The 15,654-nt window shown below is 39.3% G+C and carries 15 protein-coding genes and 1 pseudogene; 2 read left to right on the top strand and 14 right to left on the bottom strand.

All coding sequences use genetic code 11. From position 1 onward, the window contains the following. The 11 genes and pseudogenes from XEN7305_RS13050 to XEN7305_RS13000 all read right to left on the bottom strand — a co-directional run. Positions 1 to 191 (bottom strand): annotated as a pseudogene (locus XEN7305_RS13050) (IS5/IS1182 family transposase); the annotation flags it as partial. Positions 192 to 757: 566 nt separating this feature from the next. Beyond that, positions 758 to 1,312 carry a Dps family protein gene (locus XEN7305_RS13045; protein WP_006509912.1) on the bottom strand — a complete coding sequence of 185 codons (555 nt, stop codon included), beginning with the start codon at positions 1,310 to 1,312 and terminating at the stop codon, positions 758 to 760. A 146-nt stretch (positions 1,313 to 1,458) separates the two neighbouring features. Beyond that, the gene (locus XEN7305_RS13040; protein WP_006509911.1) at positions 1,459 to 1,806 is read right to left on the bottom strand and encodes a 4a-hydroxytetrahydrobiopterin dehydratase; all 348 of its coding nucleotides are present in this window, start codon (positions 1,804 to 1,806) and stop codon (positions 1,459 to 1,461) included. Positions 1,807 to 1,854: 48 nt separating this feature from the next. Further along, on the bottom strand, positions 1,855 to 2,487 hold the full coding sequence (locus tag XEN7305_RS13035) for a universal stress protein (RefSeq protein ID WP_006509910.1): 633 nt from the start codon (positions 2,485 to 2,487) through the stop codon (positions 1,855 to 1,857). 27 nt (positions 2,488 to 2,514) lie between these two features. After that, positions 2,515 to 3,219 (bottom strand): urease accessory protein UreF, encoded by a 705-nt coding sequence (locus XEN7305_RS13030; protein WP_006509909.1) that lies wholly within the window; start codon positions 3,217 to 3,219, stop codon positions 2,515 to 2,517. Between the two features lie 14 nt (positions 3,220 to 3,233). After that, on the bottom strand, positions 3,234 to 4,169 hold the full coding sequence (locus XEN7305_RS13025; RefSeq protein WP_006509908.1) for a LysR family transcriptional regulator: 936 nt from the start codon (positions 4,167 to 4,169) through the stop codon (positions 3,234 to 3,236). Positions 4,170 to 4,342: 173 nt separating this feature from the next. After that, positions 4,343 to 5,032 (bottom strand): phosphoribosyltransferase, encoded by a 690-nt coding sequence (locus XEN7305_RS13020; protein WP_006509907.1) that lies wholly within the window; start codon positions 5,030 to 5,032, stop codon positions 4,343 to 4,345. Between the two features lie 122 nt (positions 5,033 to 5,154). Beyond that, positions 5,155 to 6,495 carry a tRNA (N6-isopentenyl adenosine(37)-C2)-methylthiotransferase MiaB gene (gene miaB, locus XEN7305_RS13015; protein WP_006509906.1) on the bottom strand — a complete coding sequence of 447 codons (1,341 nt, stop codon included), beginning with the start codon at positions 6,493 to 6,495 and terminating at the stop codon, positions 5,155 to 5,157. A 104-nt stretch (positions 6,496 to 6,599) separates the two neighbouring features. Then, positions 6,600 to 7,811, bottom strand: a complete 1,212-nt coding sequence (locus XEN7305_RS13010; protein WP_006509905.1) for an MFS transporter — start codon at positions 7,809 to 7,811, stop codon at positions 6,600 to 6,602. A gap of 48 nt (positions 7,812 to 7,859) precedes the next feature. Beyond that, the gene (locus XEN7305_RS13005; protein ID WP_006509904.1) at positions 7,860 to 9,038 is read right to left on the bottom strand and encodes an MFS transporter; all 1,179 of its coding nucleotides are present in this window, start codon (positions 9,036 to 9,038) and stop codon (positions 7,860 to 7,862) included. A 113-nt stretch (positions 9,039 to 9,151) separates the two neighbouring features. Further along, positions 9,152 to 10,315 carry a class I SAM-dependent methyltransferase gene (locus XEN7305_RS13000; RefSeq protein WP_006509903.1) on the bottom strand — a complete coding sequence of 388 codons (1,164 nt, stop codon included), beginning with the start codon at positions 10,313 to 10,315 and terminating at the stop codon, positions 9,152 to 9,154. A 21-nt stretch (positions 10,316 to 10,336) separates the two neighbouring features. Here XEN7305_RS13000 and XEN7305_RS12995 point away from each other — a divergent pair, with 21 nt between their 5' ends. After that, positions 10,337 to 10,975 (top strand): 1-acyl-sn-glycerol-3-phosphate acyltransferase, encoded by a 639-nt coding sequence (locus tag XEN7305_RS12995; protein ID WP_006509902.1) that lies wholly within the window; start codon positions 10,337 to 10,339, stop codon positions 10,973 to 10,975. A gap of 19 nt (positions 10,976 to 10,994) precedes the next feature. On the opposite strand, the gene XEN7305_RS26660 is transcribed toward XEN7305_RS12995, so the two are convergent. Together XEN7305_RS26660 and XEN7305_RS12985 are read right to left on the bottom strand one after the other, a co-directional pair. Next, positions 10,995 to 11,816 (bottom strand): CBS domain-containing protein, encoded by an 822-nt coding sequence (locus XEN7305_RS26660; protein WP_006509901.1) that lies wholly within the window; start codon positions 11,814 to 11,816, stop codon positions 10,995 to 10,997. 215 nt (positions 11,817 to 12,031) lie between these two features. Next, entirely contained in the window at positions 12,032 to 14,248 is a 2,217-nt protein-coding gene (locus XEN7305_RS12985; RefSeq protein WP_006509900.1) for a polysaccharide biosynthesis tyrosine autokinase, read from the bottom strand. Between the two features lie 390 nt (positions 14,249 to 14,638). Between XEN7305_RS12985 and XEN7305_RS12980 the strand changes: the two genes are divergently transcribed. Next, positions 14,639 to 15,109: a hypothetical protein gene (locus XEN7305_RS12980; protein ID WP_006509899.1), complete on the top strand. Its 471-nt coding sequence runs from the start codon at positions 14,639 to 14,641 to the stop codon at positions 15,107 to 15,109. An 80-nt stretch (positions 15,110 to 15,189) separates the two neighbouring features. Here XEN7305_RS12980 and XEN7305_RS12975 read toward each other — a convergent pair whose 3' ends face one another. After that, entirely contained in the window at positions 15,190 to 15,579 is a 390-nt protein-coding gene (locus tag XEN7305_RS12975; RefSeq protein ID WP_006509898.1) for a hypothetical protein, read from the bottom strand. Positions 15,580 to 15,654 lie beyond the last annotated feature (75 nt).

Below are 15,654 nucleotides of genomic sequence, written 5' to 3'. Positions count from 1 at the left end.
TATTCTCGCCAATATTCCAGGGTGACTAAAATTTGCTCTTCTCTTGCTAAATCCCAAGGTCGTCCTGCTTTTGGTCTGTGAGGAAATTCTTGCTTAAATGCTTCAAGTATTCGTTCAAAAGTTTTTTTCTCGACCCCAAAGCGCCGCTTAAACTTTTTACCTGATAGAGATTTGGCATTTGCGTAGTTCATAAATGAGGTACAAGAGAAGTGCAAACCCTTTACTCTACCACAAAAATATTTTGCAAGAGGTCTAATCAATTACTACACAATTAATAATTAGGATGATTTGCTATTGTCTTTATAATAAAAGAAATTGAGCAAGATAATCGCATTGCATTAGGAATCGCTGCTTGTTGTTCCGTTAGATCTTCATTGCGATTAAAATTACTCTTATCCCCATAAACTAAATTCGCGATCGCAACAGGATTAGCATTACAAACTCACAGTCTAGATGGGTTCAAAAAAAAAGACTGCCTTTGAATAAATCAAAAGTAGTCTCACAAAAATAAATTAGGGTAATCATTCAATTAAGTTAAGAGGAGATTTAATAGTTATAGAACTATAACTAACCTTACTTAAATTTAGATGGATAACTTGTTTTGGGTATATCCCTAATATAGGTAAATTTATCGTCCTAAAGGTTTCCAAACAATAAACTTCGATTGTATATTGATGAAGTTTTCATTAAAAGTTCTGAGTTTGCCTGTCGAAGTATCGTTCCTAAAGACAAAAGGTAGAGAGCATAGGACTAATGATTAATTATTTCCGTTACCGACAAAACTAAGAGTTAAGCTGTCGGAAGCCAAGAAATGACCAATGTGATAGGCTCTTTCTTCAGTTTCTAACAAAATCTTCTCATACATATAACGAGTAGCGCGATCGCCAAGACTTTCAGCCTGAGCAGCCAAAGAGCGCAAGACTTTGATAATAGCTTGTTCTGCAGCCAAATCATGCTCCAAAGACTGACGACAGTTATAAACCCCATCCATTTCGGGGTCAAAACAACATAACTCAGCTAACTTAGTAAAACTTGCCGCAGGAATTCCGCCGATCCCATCTAGTCTTTCTCCCAGTTCATGAACATGCTCTTGCGCTTCCCCGTAACAGTCTTGGAAAAACTGATGTATCGAATAAAACTCTGAACCCTCAACCACAAAATGATGCTTTTGGTATTGCAAATATAGTCCTTGGAAACTAGCTAGTAATATATTTAAACCTTCGCAAATAGGTTCTGTGACGGATTTATCTAATAAAACAGGGTTATCCCCAACAGTGCCAAAAGACCGAACTAAACCAGTGGTAACAGTCATAAAAAGCTTTATCTCCAATATATTAAGATTATTTGCCGAGACAAGGTAATTCTAGCACTACGGAAATTTTCGGATATTTGGTAGAGCTCAACAAGTTAGGCAACTGCACATTGACGATAGATTGGGGATTGCGTCTAAGCTTATCACTAATTAGCATTCAAAAAAGCCTGATCCGTCTTGGCTGCCATTACAAAATCATTCCGATGTAGTCCATTAATGGCATGAGTCCACCAGATGACCGTAACCTTGCCCCATTCGGTTACCAACACAGGATGATGCCCTGCTTTTTCCGCCGCCTCTCCTACCAGATTGGTAAAAGTTAAAGCTGACTGAAAATCAGGAAATTTATAATTTCGTTGTAGATGATCTATGCCATTTTCTTTGACAATATTCCAGCCTGTAAGTTGAGGCAACAACTCTGAAATTTCGGCAGCAGTAATAGGCGCAACCTGTCCCTCACAGGGAATACAAGTCTCTTTTTGTAATTGATCCATGATCTGTTGATTGATAATAATTAGTCCAATATATTTGATTATTAACCATTATTCCGCAACTTCTACTGATTCCGAGGAAATTTCTGAGGTTACTTGTGGATGTATCAGCAATACAGAGCAAGACACATGGTGTAAAACATAGTTACTAACACTCCCCAGGACCAGTTCATTCAATCCTTTTCTGCCATGGCTACCAATTACAATTAAATCAGCGTCCCAAGTTTTGGCAAATTCTGTAATTTCGCGTTCTGGCTGACCAATCTTCTGGGTAAATTCGGCAATTACCCCTGATGCCTTGGATTTTTCCCCCAAATCTTGCAACAAACTTAAGCCTGCTTTCTCAATAGTAGACCAGGTTTCTTTGATTACTTTATCCATTCCTCCAGGATAAAAGCCACCAGAAAAGGCAATTAAGCTCGCATCCTGATATTCTTGGGCTACAGGCAATATGACATGAATTAGATGAAGCTGCGCAGAAAAAGCTTTAGCCAAAGATACAGCTTGATTAAAAGCTTGTCGGCTAATAGAGGAATCATCAACAGCAACTAAAATTCTTTGATACATTTTTTTCCCCAGACAACAGTTCCTATCTCCTTCATCGTAGATTAAAGAATCTTGCTTGAAAGCTTTTTGCAATCTTTTTTGATGAAAAATTGTGACTATCCAACAATCATCTGCCATCTGCCTTCTGCCTTCTGCCTTCCTTCATTAACTGGCAAATAATCGTCTTTGCAACTTTTGATGCTGCATCTGAGCAATATCAATAGTAGGAGTAGAGCTACTCATCTCTTCTAGTGTGAGCTGGGATGCTATTTGATAAGCTTCCTCCATATTAGGTGCCAATTGCAATAATAATTGTTGTGCTTGAATATGACCTAAAATGCCCAGACGAATAGCTGCACCTAGTGAGCCTGTGACAAAACCATGGAGGAAAGCAAGCACCGCGTCTTCTTCTCCTATCTTTGCTACCTGGCTGACTACAGCAAAAATAATGGGATGTAAGCAATAAATGCGCTTTTGAGCTACATCTTCTTTTACAGTTTGCAACTTTTCATCTGGCCAGGTTTCACTAGCTACCATAAGTAGGGCGCGTCCAGTTTTCCGCTGCACTTCTCTCGTTGTTTCAATCAAAGTTTGAGCAAATAATTGCTGATCAATCAATCTAATTTCTGGTAAATTATTTTCTCTACTTGCTTGATAAGCTGAGAGTAAGGCTACTAAATCACAAGTAGCAATTTTATTTTTAAGTAGTAATTGCAAAAAAGTTTTCAACTCTGAGCCTGTTTGTATCTGTCCTTTTTGAACTAAAGCTTCTAGCCCATGAGAAAGAGTAAAAGAACCGGCAGGAAAGAAAGAATCGGCTAATTGGATCAAAGCAAGTTTTTGAGCAATATTAGAATTTTCAATTTTCAATTTTCAATTTTTAATTATTTGACAGATGCAGTCAATATACTAGAAGCAGGAAAAGTCACCTTTGGGCTTTCCTCCAATAAATAATCTAAAAATGTTTTAGCAATAGTGGAAAGCTTTTTTCCGGCAATATAAGAAACATACCATCTTCTCTCGATGGGAAAACCTTCAATATCTAAGATAGTTAATTCTCCTGATTTTCCCTCGGAAATCAAACAATGTTCTGATAATACAGAAATCCCTAGGCCACCTGCGATCGCCTGCTTGATAGCTTCATTACTACCTAGTTCTAGACGAACCCGAACCGAAATATCATGTTGATTAAATAATTTTAAAACCGCTTCTCTCGTGCCAGATCCTTGTTCCCGCATAATAAATGGTTCCCCGTCAAGTTCTGAGATCGCAACCATAGATTTACCGGCTAAATGATGTTTTTTATTAGCGACAACTACCAAGGGATTATCCAAAAAAGACTGACTATATAAATCTATTTCTTGGGGAGGATTACTCACAATATATAAATCATCTTCATTGTTGAGAATTCTTTGTTGAATTGTTTTATGATTTGTAACTTTTAAAGTCACATCAATGCCCGGATACTTTTGACAAAAAGAGCCCAATAAGCGAGGAATAAAATATTTAGCAGTAGTAATTACCGCTAGCTTTAATTGTCCTTGCTTCATACCCTTGAGATCGGCGACCGTCATCTGGAAATTAGTTAATCTCTCGAAAACATCTTGACAGGTGGATAGTAATTCTGTCCCCGCATCAGTAAGATAGAGGCTTTTGCCAATTTGTTCAAATAATGGCAATCCAACAGCTTTGGTCAGTTGTTTGACTTGGCTAGAAACCGTTGGTTGAGTTATCGATAATTCTTCCGCAGCGCGAGTAAAACTACCATGACGAGCAACAGTTTCAAATACTTTAAGTTGGTGTAGAGTTGCGGGTATCAATATTTGTTTCTCCTTCAGATAGTTTTAAATCTAGAGACTTTTTGTGGTCTATTCGCCATGAATCATACATTAAAATCAATGCAAAAGTCCATATTCATAACTTTTCTTATGGGTTTTTACCACAAAAAGCTAAATTATAATAGTTAAAATATGATAGTTCGCGATCGCTATGACTATTTTTTAATCAATTGCGGGGCAAATTCTGAGAGCAGCTCACAGACCTCCCGATCTGTGGTTTCGGAAAAATCTTCGTACCAAAAACTAACAGCAGAAAGAGATTGTGGTGAGTTGACACAGATAATTTCAATCTTCTCCAATTGATATTTTAACTGTTTGATAATTTGCAAGGAGATAACTGGTACGGCAATAATAATTTTTTCTGGCTTATGTTGATTTAAGGCAGTGACGGCAGCATGAATAGTTAATCCTGTCGCAACCCCATCATCGACTAAAATCACCGTTTGATCACAAATTTCCCTTGGAGCACGAAAATGTCGGTAACAGCGATCGCGCCATTGTAATTCGGCTTTCTGTTGCGCGGCGATCGCGTTAATCTTTGCTTTATCTAACCCCTTGATTTTCCTTGTGTTTTCATCAACAATTATTACTTCACCGCTGTAGTTAGTAATTAGAGAATCTTCTGCGATCGCACCAATGGCAAATTCTGGGTTTTCAGGCAATGCTAATTTCTTGACGAGACAAACATCCAAGGGAAGATTCAAAGCTTTAGCAATCTCATAGGCGACTGGCACGCCACCACGGGGCAACCCCAATACTACAGTTTGAGGATGGTTAGCATAAGCAGAGAGTTTTCTGGCTAATCTTCGACCAGCTTCTCGCCTATTGGTCAAAATGATACTCATATCGCTGACCTCCGTAACTATACTGAGAGTGACCCAGTTTTAGAATAAGATATAAGTCTGAGGAACTTGTGAGCAAAGCTAAGCCATCTGCCTTCTGCCCTCTGCCTTCTGCCCTCTGCCTTCTAAATCATTTCCCCTGTCAGGCTGAAAGCACGATATTCCGTAATTTTCACTTTAACAGTTTTACCCAATAAATTTTCAATTTTGCCGGGGAAGAAAGTCAAACGATTACCCCTAGTTCGCCCCATAACTTGAGCGGTATCCTTGGTGTTTTGGGCTTCGACCAAGACTTCTTCGACTCGATTTAAATATCTTTGTGAACGTTCTGCCGCAGTGGTTGCCACCAAATGATTTAATCTTTGCAGGCGATCGCTTTTGACCTCTTCGCTTAATTGATCTTCCCATAAGGCCGCAGGAGTGCCAGGACGAGGAGAATAAGCTGCGGTATTGATCAGATCAAAACCAATATCCTCTACCAACTTGAGAGTATTGTTAAATTGCTCTTCTGTTTCTCCAGGGAACCCGACAATTGCATCAGCACTGATGGCAGCATCGGGCATGTAATGGCGAATTTTATCAATGATTCGGCGGTATTTCTCGTGAGTGTAACCTCGTTTCATCGCCTTGAGAATTTCATTATCTCCCGACTGAAAGGGAATATGAAAATGTTCACAAACCTTAGGCAGTTCTTGACAAGCTTTGATCAGCCTTTCGGTGAAGTAACGAGGATGACTGGTTGCAAATCTGATGCGATCGACAGTTTCTACATCATGGACATAATAAAGCAAATCGGTCAGAGTATGCTGATGTCTACCCTCAGGAGTGCTTCCGGGTAAATCCCTGCCATAGGCATCAATATTCTGCCCCAACAAAGTAATTTCCTTATAACCTTGCTTGCCAATGTCACTCATTTCTGACTTAATCGCCTCAGGAGTGCGCGATTGCTCCGTCCCTCGAACATTGGGCACAACGCAATAACTACAGCGTTCATTGCAACCATAGATAATATTGACCCAAGCAGTCACCTTACTATCACGACGCGGTTTAGTTATATCCTCAACAATATGAATGGGTTCAGTAGCAACTACCTGATTACCATCAAATACTTGTTGTAATAAGTCTTCTAACCGATTGGCATGTTGCGGCCCCATTACTAAGTCTAATTCGGGAACTCGTCGCAAAAGCTGCTCTCCTTCCTGCTGAGCGACACAACCAGCAACGACTAAAGTAAGATCGGGTTTTTGATGTTTTCGTTTGGCCTGTCTCCCAAGATAGGAATAAACTTTTTGTTCGGCATTATCCCGAATCGTGCAGGTGTTGTAGAGTACTAAATCTGCATCATTAGGTTCTTCCGTCCATTGAAAATCCATCTCTTCGAGGATGCCAGCCATACGTTCGGAATCGGCTTTATTCATCTGACATCCGAAGGTTACTATATTGTATTTTTTGCTGGTTGTATCCATAGGGTTGGCGCGATCGCTTTTACTATTACTGAAGATTTATCTGGGCTTATCATCATAACATTCATTGATTTCGCAAGTTTTGTCGATTAGTCGCTAACAATTAACTAATCAAGAGTTAAACCAACAATAATCAAATTGATTATTAGTAACAAGCATAAATTTGCTCCAGTCTCATACCAATTTAGCGGTAAATTAATTAATTTTTCAAAAACAATATCAAAAAAAGCAGTGCCGGCACTTAAGCCTCCAAAATATATACCCAATCCCAAGCCAGATTGCGAGGAACTAATTAGTTCTAGAACGAAAGGAATTACCCCATTCAAAACAAAACTAAAGCCCCAGATTATACAGAGAGTCAAAGCAATTGTTGCCTGAGAAAAAATCCCCATAATTAGTAAGTTGGAGCTGACAATGGTCAAGATGCAGCCAAATAATACCCCCCAAGAGTTACCTAATCTTGTTGCTAATATCCCCACGACTAAAGCAGCAAAACCCAACCCGACATCAAATAAAGTCATGGCAATTTCGGTATTATCTTCTCCCCATTGAATAGTAAAAAATTGCTGTAATGCGGGGTTCAAAAAATGCAAACTCCAAGCAATACTAATTCCCGCTAAACAAACCAGAATAAACTTAGCGTAATGACTTTTGCCCTCTTCTTCCTCTTCCTCTTCCTCTTCTTCCTGTTCGGCAATTTCCTCTTTAGCAAATTGGGGCATTCTCGGAGGGTTAAGCCATCTTAGTCTAGCTCCAGCAATTAATAAGGCAATTGAGCCGATCGCAAAGGCAAAACTAGCACCAATACCGAGAATAAAATCATGGGCGATAAAACTCAATGTGCCCACAACTTCACTCACCAAAGTCAGAATGCTAGCAGCCTGGGGCAGCTTATCCACCGGGGCAGTTTCTTCTAACAATGCCATTGTCGGCGCACGAAATATTGCCATACCAAAGGCCCAGATTACTGCTAGTACTGGTAAACTCCATCGCCATACTTGACTGGGGGTTGTAAAAATTGCCACCACAGGAAGCAAAATAAATAAAATCGAAGAGAGGACTATTCCCACAGAAATTAGAGGTATTTTACTGCCAATTTTTTGTTGTTGCTGATCCGAAATAGCCCCAAATACTGGTTCAACAAAGGACTCTAAGATATTTTCCACAATAAGGATAGTAATGGCAAATTCTTTAGTGAAACCAAATTGCACAAGTAGTATGGGGAAATAAAGATTATAAATCACCCAAGATAAAGTGATAGCGCCTTGGGTTGTGGCGACCCCCCAAACTTTCGCCCAAAGAATTATGCGATCGCTCATATATATTTGCCGATAAAAATAATTAAGGATAATTCTATCAGCAATTAACTATTCAAAATTAGAACTAAGCAGAATCCAAAGGATGATTAATAACAAAGCGAGAGTTGACCCAGTCAAATTAAAATCTGATGACAACTTCATCAAGTTCTTAAAAACAATATCAAAAAAACTAACACCGGCACTTAAACCGCCAAAATAGACACCAAGTCCGAAGCCAGATCTTGATTTATTAATCAATGCGAGCACGAAGGGAATGGCTCCATTCAAGACAAAACTAAAGCCAATAATTATTATTAAGATCAAGGCAATTTTTGCACTAGAAACATCTAGATTTTTTACCAAATGAGAACTGATGATAGTTAGACCACAGCCGAATAATATTCCCCGAGAGTTGCCCCATTTTGTCGCAATTTTTCCTACCGGCAAAGCAGTCAAGCCTAACCCGACAAAAAATAAAGTCATGGCAATTTTGGTATAGGCTTCTCCCCATTCAAGAGTTAAAAAATTGTTAACTGTGGGAATTAAAAAACGTAGGCTCCAAGCAACACTAATCCCCGTTAAAAAGACTAAAACAAATTTTAAATTACTTTCTGGTTCCTTCTGTGGTTGGCGATCTTTTATTTTCGGGAAACCGGGAGGATTTAGCCAGCGTAACATTGCTCCAGCAGCCAGCAGCGCGATCGACCCGATCGCAAAGGCAAAACCAGCACCAAGGCTTATAATCACACCATAAGCGTCAAAACGAAATGCTCCAACCACGCCACCCACCAGACTTAAAATACTCGCGGCTTGAGGCAACTTATTGGTCGGAGCAGTTTGCCTTAATAACGCCATTGTCGGCGCGCGGAATATTGCCATAGCAGACGCCCAGATTACTGCTAATGCAGGCAAAACCCATCGCCATATTTCAGTAGGAGTGGTAAAAATTACCACTATAGGCAGCAAAATAAATAAAACCGATGACATCCCTATTCCCAAAGATATCAAAGGTATTTTACTGCCAATTTTTTGTTGTTGATTATCAGCAATGGCACCAAATAATGGTTCGATAAAAGCTTCTAAGGCATTTTCTACAATGAGTAAAGTGACGGCAAATTCCTTACTAAAACCAAACTGAACTAATAATATCGGGAAGTAGAGATTATAAATCACCCAGCATAAAGTCATCGCTCCCTGGGTAGCAGCTATACCCCAAACTTTAGCCCAAACAATTATGCGATCGCTCATAGGATTTACCGATAAAATTAGACCTCTGGCAAAATACAAATTTCAGTTATTCTATAGAGTTTAATAGCAATGCTCTCGATGAGTTATGCAAGAGTTCTATTCTGCGAAACTGATCAACCCATCTTAATACCTTGGAGCTGATGTTGTTCTGGAGTCAAATTCTTACCTTGAATTAATACGCCAAACCCGCCCAATCCATCAGGATTAATTAGTTGATGAAGTGCGTCTCTTCTGTTAAATATTTCTTGGAGATTATATTTACCAGTAGATAGTTCTTGAAGGCGATCGCTTAGACCCAAAGCCATTAAAAATAGTGCTTGTTGGGTAAAGCCAACTGTTGCCAATCCACATTTGATCCCTTGATTTTCTAAAGCAGTAAAATCAACATGTGTCGTAATATCTTGTCGTCCCAAATTGACATAGGGATTATTATGGTGACGATGCTGATAATAGCATTTTAAAGTTCCCTGACTTCTTTGGGGATGATAGTATTTTGCGGCCTGATAACCGTAGTCAATAGTCAAAATATATCCTCGCTGTAACTTCTTTGCGATCTCTTCAACCCATGACAATGCCATCAAATTAACCTCGGTACGATAGTCTTGAGGGTAATCTTGTTTTATAATATTTATCCCTATCAAATCAAAATATTCTCGCAGTTTGGCTGTAGAAGGATTATCATATTTCTCTATTATTTTTCCTGCTTCTTCTGTGACAAATACTTCCTGTAATCTTTGATGATTAATAACTATTTGATGAACAGGAAACGCATCTATCAATTCATTAGAAAAACAACAGCCAATTAACTGATTATCAGGGATTTCAGACCAGGATTTCCAAGTAAGATTAATATTGTTAATATTTGCTAGCTTTTGTTCTTGAATTTCTCTTAAAGCAGGAGATTTTTCGATAATAATATAATCGATAGTATCGATAAAATCAGGATAATATTCTTGTAGATAATTAAGAATATCCCTAGCTAAATCACCATTGCCGGCCCCCATTTCTACCAAAGCGAAATTTTTCGGGCATTCCAACTTTTGCCACATCTGCCATAACTGAATTGCTAACAATTCACCGAAATCTTTGCCGAGAGAAACTGCCGTAAAAAAATCTCCCTGAGCTCCAATTCCCACGGAACCTGAACTGTAGTAGCCATACTGAGTATCATATAAAACCAAATCTATATACTCGGCAAAAGTAAGCTGTGACTTAGGAGATTGACGAATTTTTTCCAGAACAATCTTGTATAATGCTTGGGAATTATTATGTTCCATTGAAATCAAAAAGAGTCAGTTGTGGTAGCTAAGAATCGAGAACCCATTGCTAGTTTAGTACTTTACCACCTGTTGAAATGGCCAGTTGTTAGTCCTTTATTACATACTTATTTTAGAGCTAATATTTATGGGGCAGCCCATGTCCCCAAATCGGGTGCGGCGATCGCAGTAAGTAATCATGCAAGTTACTTCGACCCACCGATTATTTCCAATTGTATTGGTCGTCCTGTAGCTTTTATGGCCAAGCAAGAATTATTCGAGATTCCTGTCTTTAAAAATGCGATCGAGCTTTATGGCGCCTATCCAGTTAACAGAAGCATCAGCGATCGCTCAGCAATCCGCTCCACCATGCAAGCCCTAGAATCTGGTTGGATCGCGGGAATTTTTCTGCAAGGGACTCGCACCAAGGATGGCAAAATCACCAACCCAAAATCCGGTGCTGCCTTGATTGCAGCCAAAGCGCAAGTTCCCCTCATTCCGATAAGTTTATGGGGCACAGAAAGAATATTATCAGGATCATCTGTCCCGAAACCAATACCTCTTACCATTAGGATTGGAGATTTGATCGCTCCCCCACAATCTACGAAAAGAGAAGAATTAACCGCTGTCACTACAGAATGTGCCAAAGTTATCAATCAACTTCATGCTCTGGGAAGATGATCACTCAAAATGTTTTATATTAGCCATCATCGCATTCTGGAGGCATTTTATCAAAAATGCGAGTTGAGTAGCGGCTGATTGCGCCCTCGGCTCTTAAACGCTGATAATCAGTTAACTTTTCATTCCCCAGTCTAGTCGATTTTTTCTGGGGAGAATCTGAAGTTTCCTGTTCGGGGGAATCTGGAGTTACTTGTTGGGGATTATCTTCTTTCTGCTCAGACTGTCCCTCAAATTCGCTAGGAGAGTTGGTTGGCTCCTGGGGGGGCATTTTATTAATTATTTGAGTAGAGTAGGCGCTAATCTCTCCCTGGGATCTTAAGCGCTGATAATCGGTTAAGCTATCTTGACTTATTCTAGCCGATTTACCCTGTTGTAAATCTGGAATCACTCTCTGGCGATAGCCTGCGGTCCTGTCTTGCTTCAAACCTTTTGACTGATTAGTCTGCCCAACAAAATTCCCGGAAAAAATCAGATCTCTTATAGAAATGACCCCCAAAAGTTTTTTCGGGCTAAAAAGTCTTTTTTGAACAATCGGAGCAGCACAAATACCAGTTTTAGCAAATAACTGAGCAACAGATTGGATATCGAGATCTGGTTTGACTTCTATACAAGGCTTAGTCATAATTTCACGAACAGATAACCTTGCGGGATTATGACCCCTGGCCACCACCTTAGATAAAACATCTATTTCCGTGATAATGCCATAGCTGTCTTTTTTATCTAGAGGCTCAATTATTAGAGAGCTCAAACCATTTTCTTCCATGATTATGATGGCATCATCGACTTTAGTCGACTCATCAATAGTCAAGACATCCGTAGTCATCACATCTCTTGCTTGCATTAGCCCCTCCTGGTTATTCAGTCACTACGCCTATTGTGCCCATAATGCCTCTTCAGCTTTTATTATCTCTTTGATCTCTTTGGGGTTTTGGGTTTCTTGCTTTGGTAATTACAAAAGTTTACCTAATCACGCTTATTTAAAGGCTAAAAAAACTGAGCTACAGGACGAATCATGAGGATGAAAGAACCAAGTTTTTTCTTATTCCTCTCTTAAATTCAGACTGTCAAAGCTTTTGATCGCTCAACATTATTGTTAGTGGAACGAGAAAAATAGCTCTTGCCATATCTTGCACAGTAGGAGTAACGGTCAAACTCTTTAGGATCAACACCATTGATTACCATGCCAAGGACTTTTTGGCCTGTGGAGATGAGTGTTTCTTGCGCCAGCTCAGCACTTTCATGTTCTACGACTCCAGGTCTACTGACGAACATAATTCCATCGACTAATTTACTAAGAGTCAAAACATCTGCTGTTACAGGTAATGGGGGGGCATCAATCAAAATTAAGTCGTATTCTCTTCTTGCCTTAGCGACTAATTCACTCATCTCCAAAGAATCTAGTAATGATAGAGGATTAGAAATAATTTCCCCTGAGGTCAGTAGATCCATATTTGGCATGGGCTGTTGGGTGATTTGATTTAAGGCGATTTTTTCAGTTAACAGTTCTTTAACACCTTTTTGGTTACTAACTCCCCATAACTGATGTTGTGATGCTTTTCTCAAGTCACCATCGATCAAAAGAACTTTACGACCCAATTGGGAAATAGCAGCAGCTAGGTTGGCTGTCACAGTAGATTTTCCTTCTCCAGGGATTGAACTTGTCACCAAAATAACTTTAGGAGGTCTCTGGGAGGTCATAAACTTCAAATTGGCCTGAATCATACGATAAATCTCACTGGTGTAAGAATCAGGGTCTTGTTGCACCATGATGCCATCTTCTCTTTTGGCAAACTTGTTCTCTGGAATAATGCCTAATACTTTGTAGGGAAGTTTTTTCTTGACCTCTGAAATATTTTTTAGGCTGCGGTCTTGCTTATCTAAGATAATTGCTGTCAAATTAGATAGCAGCAATCCGGAGAGGATTCCTAATGCCATCAATGCTAATTGACCTGAGCTGCCTTTCTCTGGAGCGATCGCAGGTTCGATGATTCTAGCGTTAGCAGTTTGCTTATTTTGCAAAATATCTAACTCAACCTGGGTATTTAAAAGATTTTCATAAGTTGTCCGAATATTTTCTACTTTACGAATTGCTTCTTGTTCTTCTTTCTCTAAACGGGGCAACTCTTTAGCTCTTTGAAGATAGGCTTGCTGATAATCGTTCATTGAGGCAAACTGTTGCTGCAAACTCAATTCATCTATTTTCAGACTAATAAATCTTTCTAAAGGATTTTCTTTTTGACCTAAATCGCTTTGTAGCAAACCATCAGAAATCTGCACGTTACTGCCAACTTTCTGAGCAATCTGCTGTTGCAACTCACGGCGCAAGCTAGCTTTGGTATCTAACAAACTGACAATCTCTGGGTGATTATCGTTAAATCTTTGGCGCTCTTGACTCAATTGAGATTCTGTATTGCCCAATTCGGTAACAATACTTTGGACAATGGGGGTTCTTCCTAATTGATTAGCAGAGATGGCTTGCTCTAAGCTCAAACCCAATTCTTGGCTCAAAGCGCCAGTTTGAGCTTTGGCTCCTTGCAACTGAGCACCAATAGCCGAGATTTGACGATTCAAAGTACCAATTTCCTGGACTAAGACTCTCTTTTCTTGGGTTAAATCAACAATGTTATTTCTTTCTCTAATATTCTGTAAAATCGATTCATATTCTTCTAGTCTCTTTTCTACCTGAGGTAATTGACTTTCAACAAAGAAATCTGCACTTTCAGTATCTTTTTGATTATTCGCAATTTTGTTTTCGAGGAAGATATTCATCAAAGTGTTGACGACATTAGAAGCAATTTGAGGGTCTTTGTCTTCATAGGTAATCTCGATGACATCACTCGCCCCAACTAGATCAGCTTTTAATTTTTTTGTCATTTTCTCAGGAGTTAGGGGTTCTCCCTCGGCATCCGTGAGACTGAGTTGATCAATAGTCTTTTGCAAAATCGGGCTAGAAGTTAGAATCTCCTTTTGACTTACCAAAGGAGTCGCACCGACAGTTAATGATTGAAGATCGTTGCTAGGATTGCCCAAATCAGTAAGATTGTCTTGGGGTTCAAACAGGATCTTGCCTCCTGCTTGATATTTGGTTGTCAAGAAAACACTAGCTAGACCAATAGAACCTGCAGTCAACAGAAACACTGCCAGGGCAGGCTTCCAACGTCTTTGTATTTTTTGCAGATAACTTAAAATTTCTACTTCAAATTTTTCTTTAGATTCAGGATAATTCCCCTGTGTGTATGAACCGTTTGAGGAGCTGTTATTTACTGGGTACATGGTTTTAAAATTTTTTTGATATTTAGTGACTATATATTCTCTGTGATTTTTTACCTTATATAGACTTTTATAAACTATAAAAACATGATACTGCTTAAAGTTTCGGTAAAGTTATAAGTAAAAACTATGAAAACCTCAATAAGCATTAGTTAAAATCACTTAGTGTGCTGTTTTGTGTTTCCTGAATACTCTACAAGTTTACCCTTAATTTTTCTCTTCGAGGTGTCCTACCCACTAGTCCAAAACTTTATGGACTAAACTGTTTAGGGACTGGAACTCCGATTCGGATATTAACGTCTTATGATTGAGTGACCTTAAACATGCATCTTATCTTGCCTGGAACATTATTATCTGTAGCTTTTAATTACCAAAATTTCTACAATTCATGATATGAAATCATTTATTTCCCCTAACTTTAGGCTCCTTACTACCTTTGCTCTGATAAGTTTGATAGTGATTGGGGAAAATATCTCTCGGATAGAACCTGCTCAATCAGGTAGTGATTTTGACCTTATTCCTGGGTTTAATAATAATCTAATAGCTCAAGTGATTCAAGGTGATTCGGGAGGCCCAGTTAATAGTGTCAATTGCGGTTTTATCGCAAATTCCCCCAATTATTCGCTCAATTTACCCCAGAGAGTAGATTATATGCGGATTACTGTTCAAGCTGTTGGTGGTCAGCCCACTTTGCTGGTGATAGGGCCTCAAGCCAATGATAGTTTTTGTGTGTTGGGCGATCGCGGATCGGGCTTACAACCAGAAATTTCGGGAGTGTGGGAACCGGGAACTTATAATATTTTCATCGGCGATCGCACTGGCACTAGGCATAAGTTTAAGCTAAACATTTCTCGCTCAAAATAGCTCAAAAGATATTTTCCTCATCCTTCATCCCTCATCCTTCATCCTTCATCCTTCATCCCTCATCCCTCATCCCTCATCCCTCATCCTTCTTCTGGTTCGATTACTTGAACTTGAACATCAACGGCTTCAACATCAATGGTGCCAGGGGGGGTAATTCGGACAAACTTGCCATGCTCCACTTCTAGGGGCTCACTGCAATTTGGGCATTGGAATTGGTTATTTTTCAGCCCAGTAAACTCATAATCACAGACAGGACAACTATCTTGGACAAAATTGCGCTTCAACCACCATTGCAGGCCGAAAAAGGCAATGACAGGAGTGAACAAGAGAAACAAAAATAAAATTAAAACCCCGTTAATAATCCAACCTAAGCCCACAGCACTAAGTAGCATTGCAAAGGCGATAATTGTTAGCCAACATCCAAGGCCAGAGAAGTTATATTGAAGAACTTTGTTATAGCGATCATTCACAGGCTTGAGTTATTTGTAACCTCTAAAATTATCTTTGCTTTTTCATGGTAGTGTAAATCGTTATACTTCCAAAGC

The sequence above is a fragment of the Xenococcus sp. PCC 7305 genome, from assembly GCF_000332055.1.
Lineage (GTDB): Bacteria > Cyanobacteriota > Cyanobacteriia > Cyanobacteriales > Xenococcaceae > Xenococcus.
Note: the sequence above shows the minus strand (reverse complement) of the source record. Positions and strands in the feature narration are given on the sequence as shown.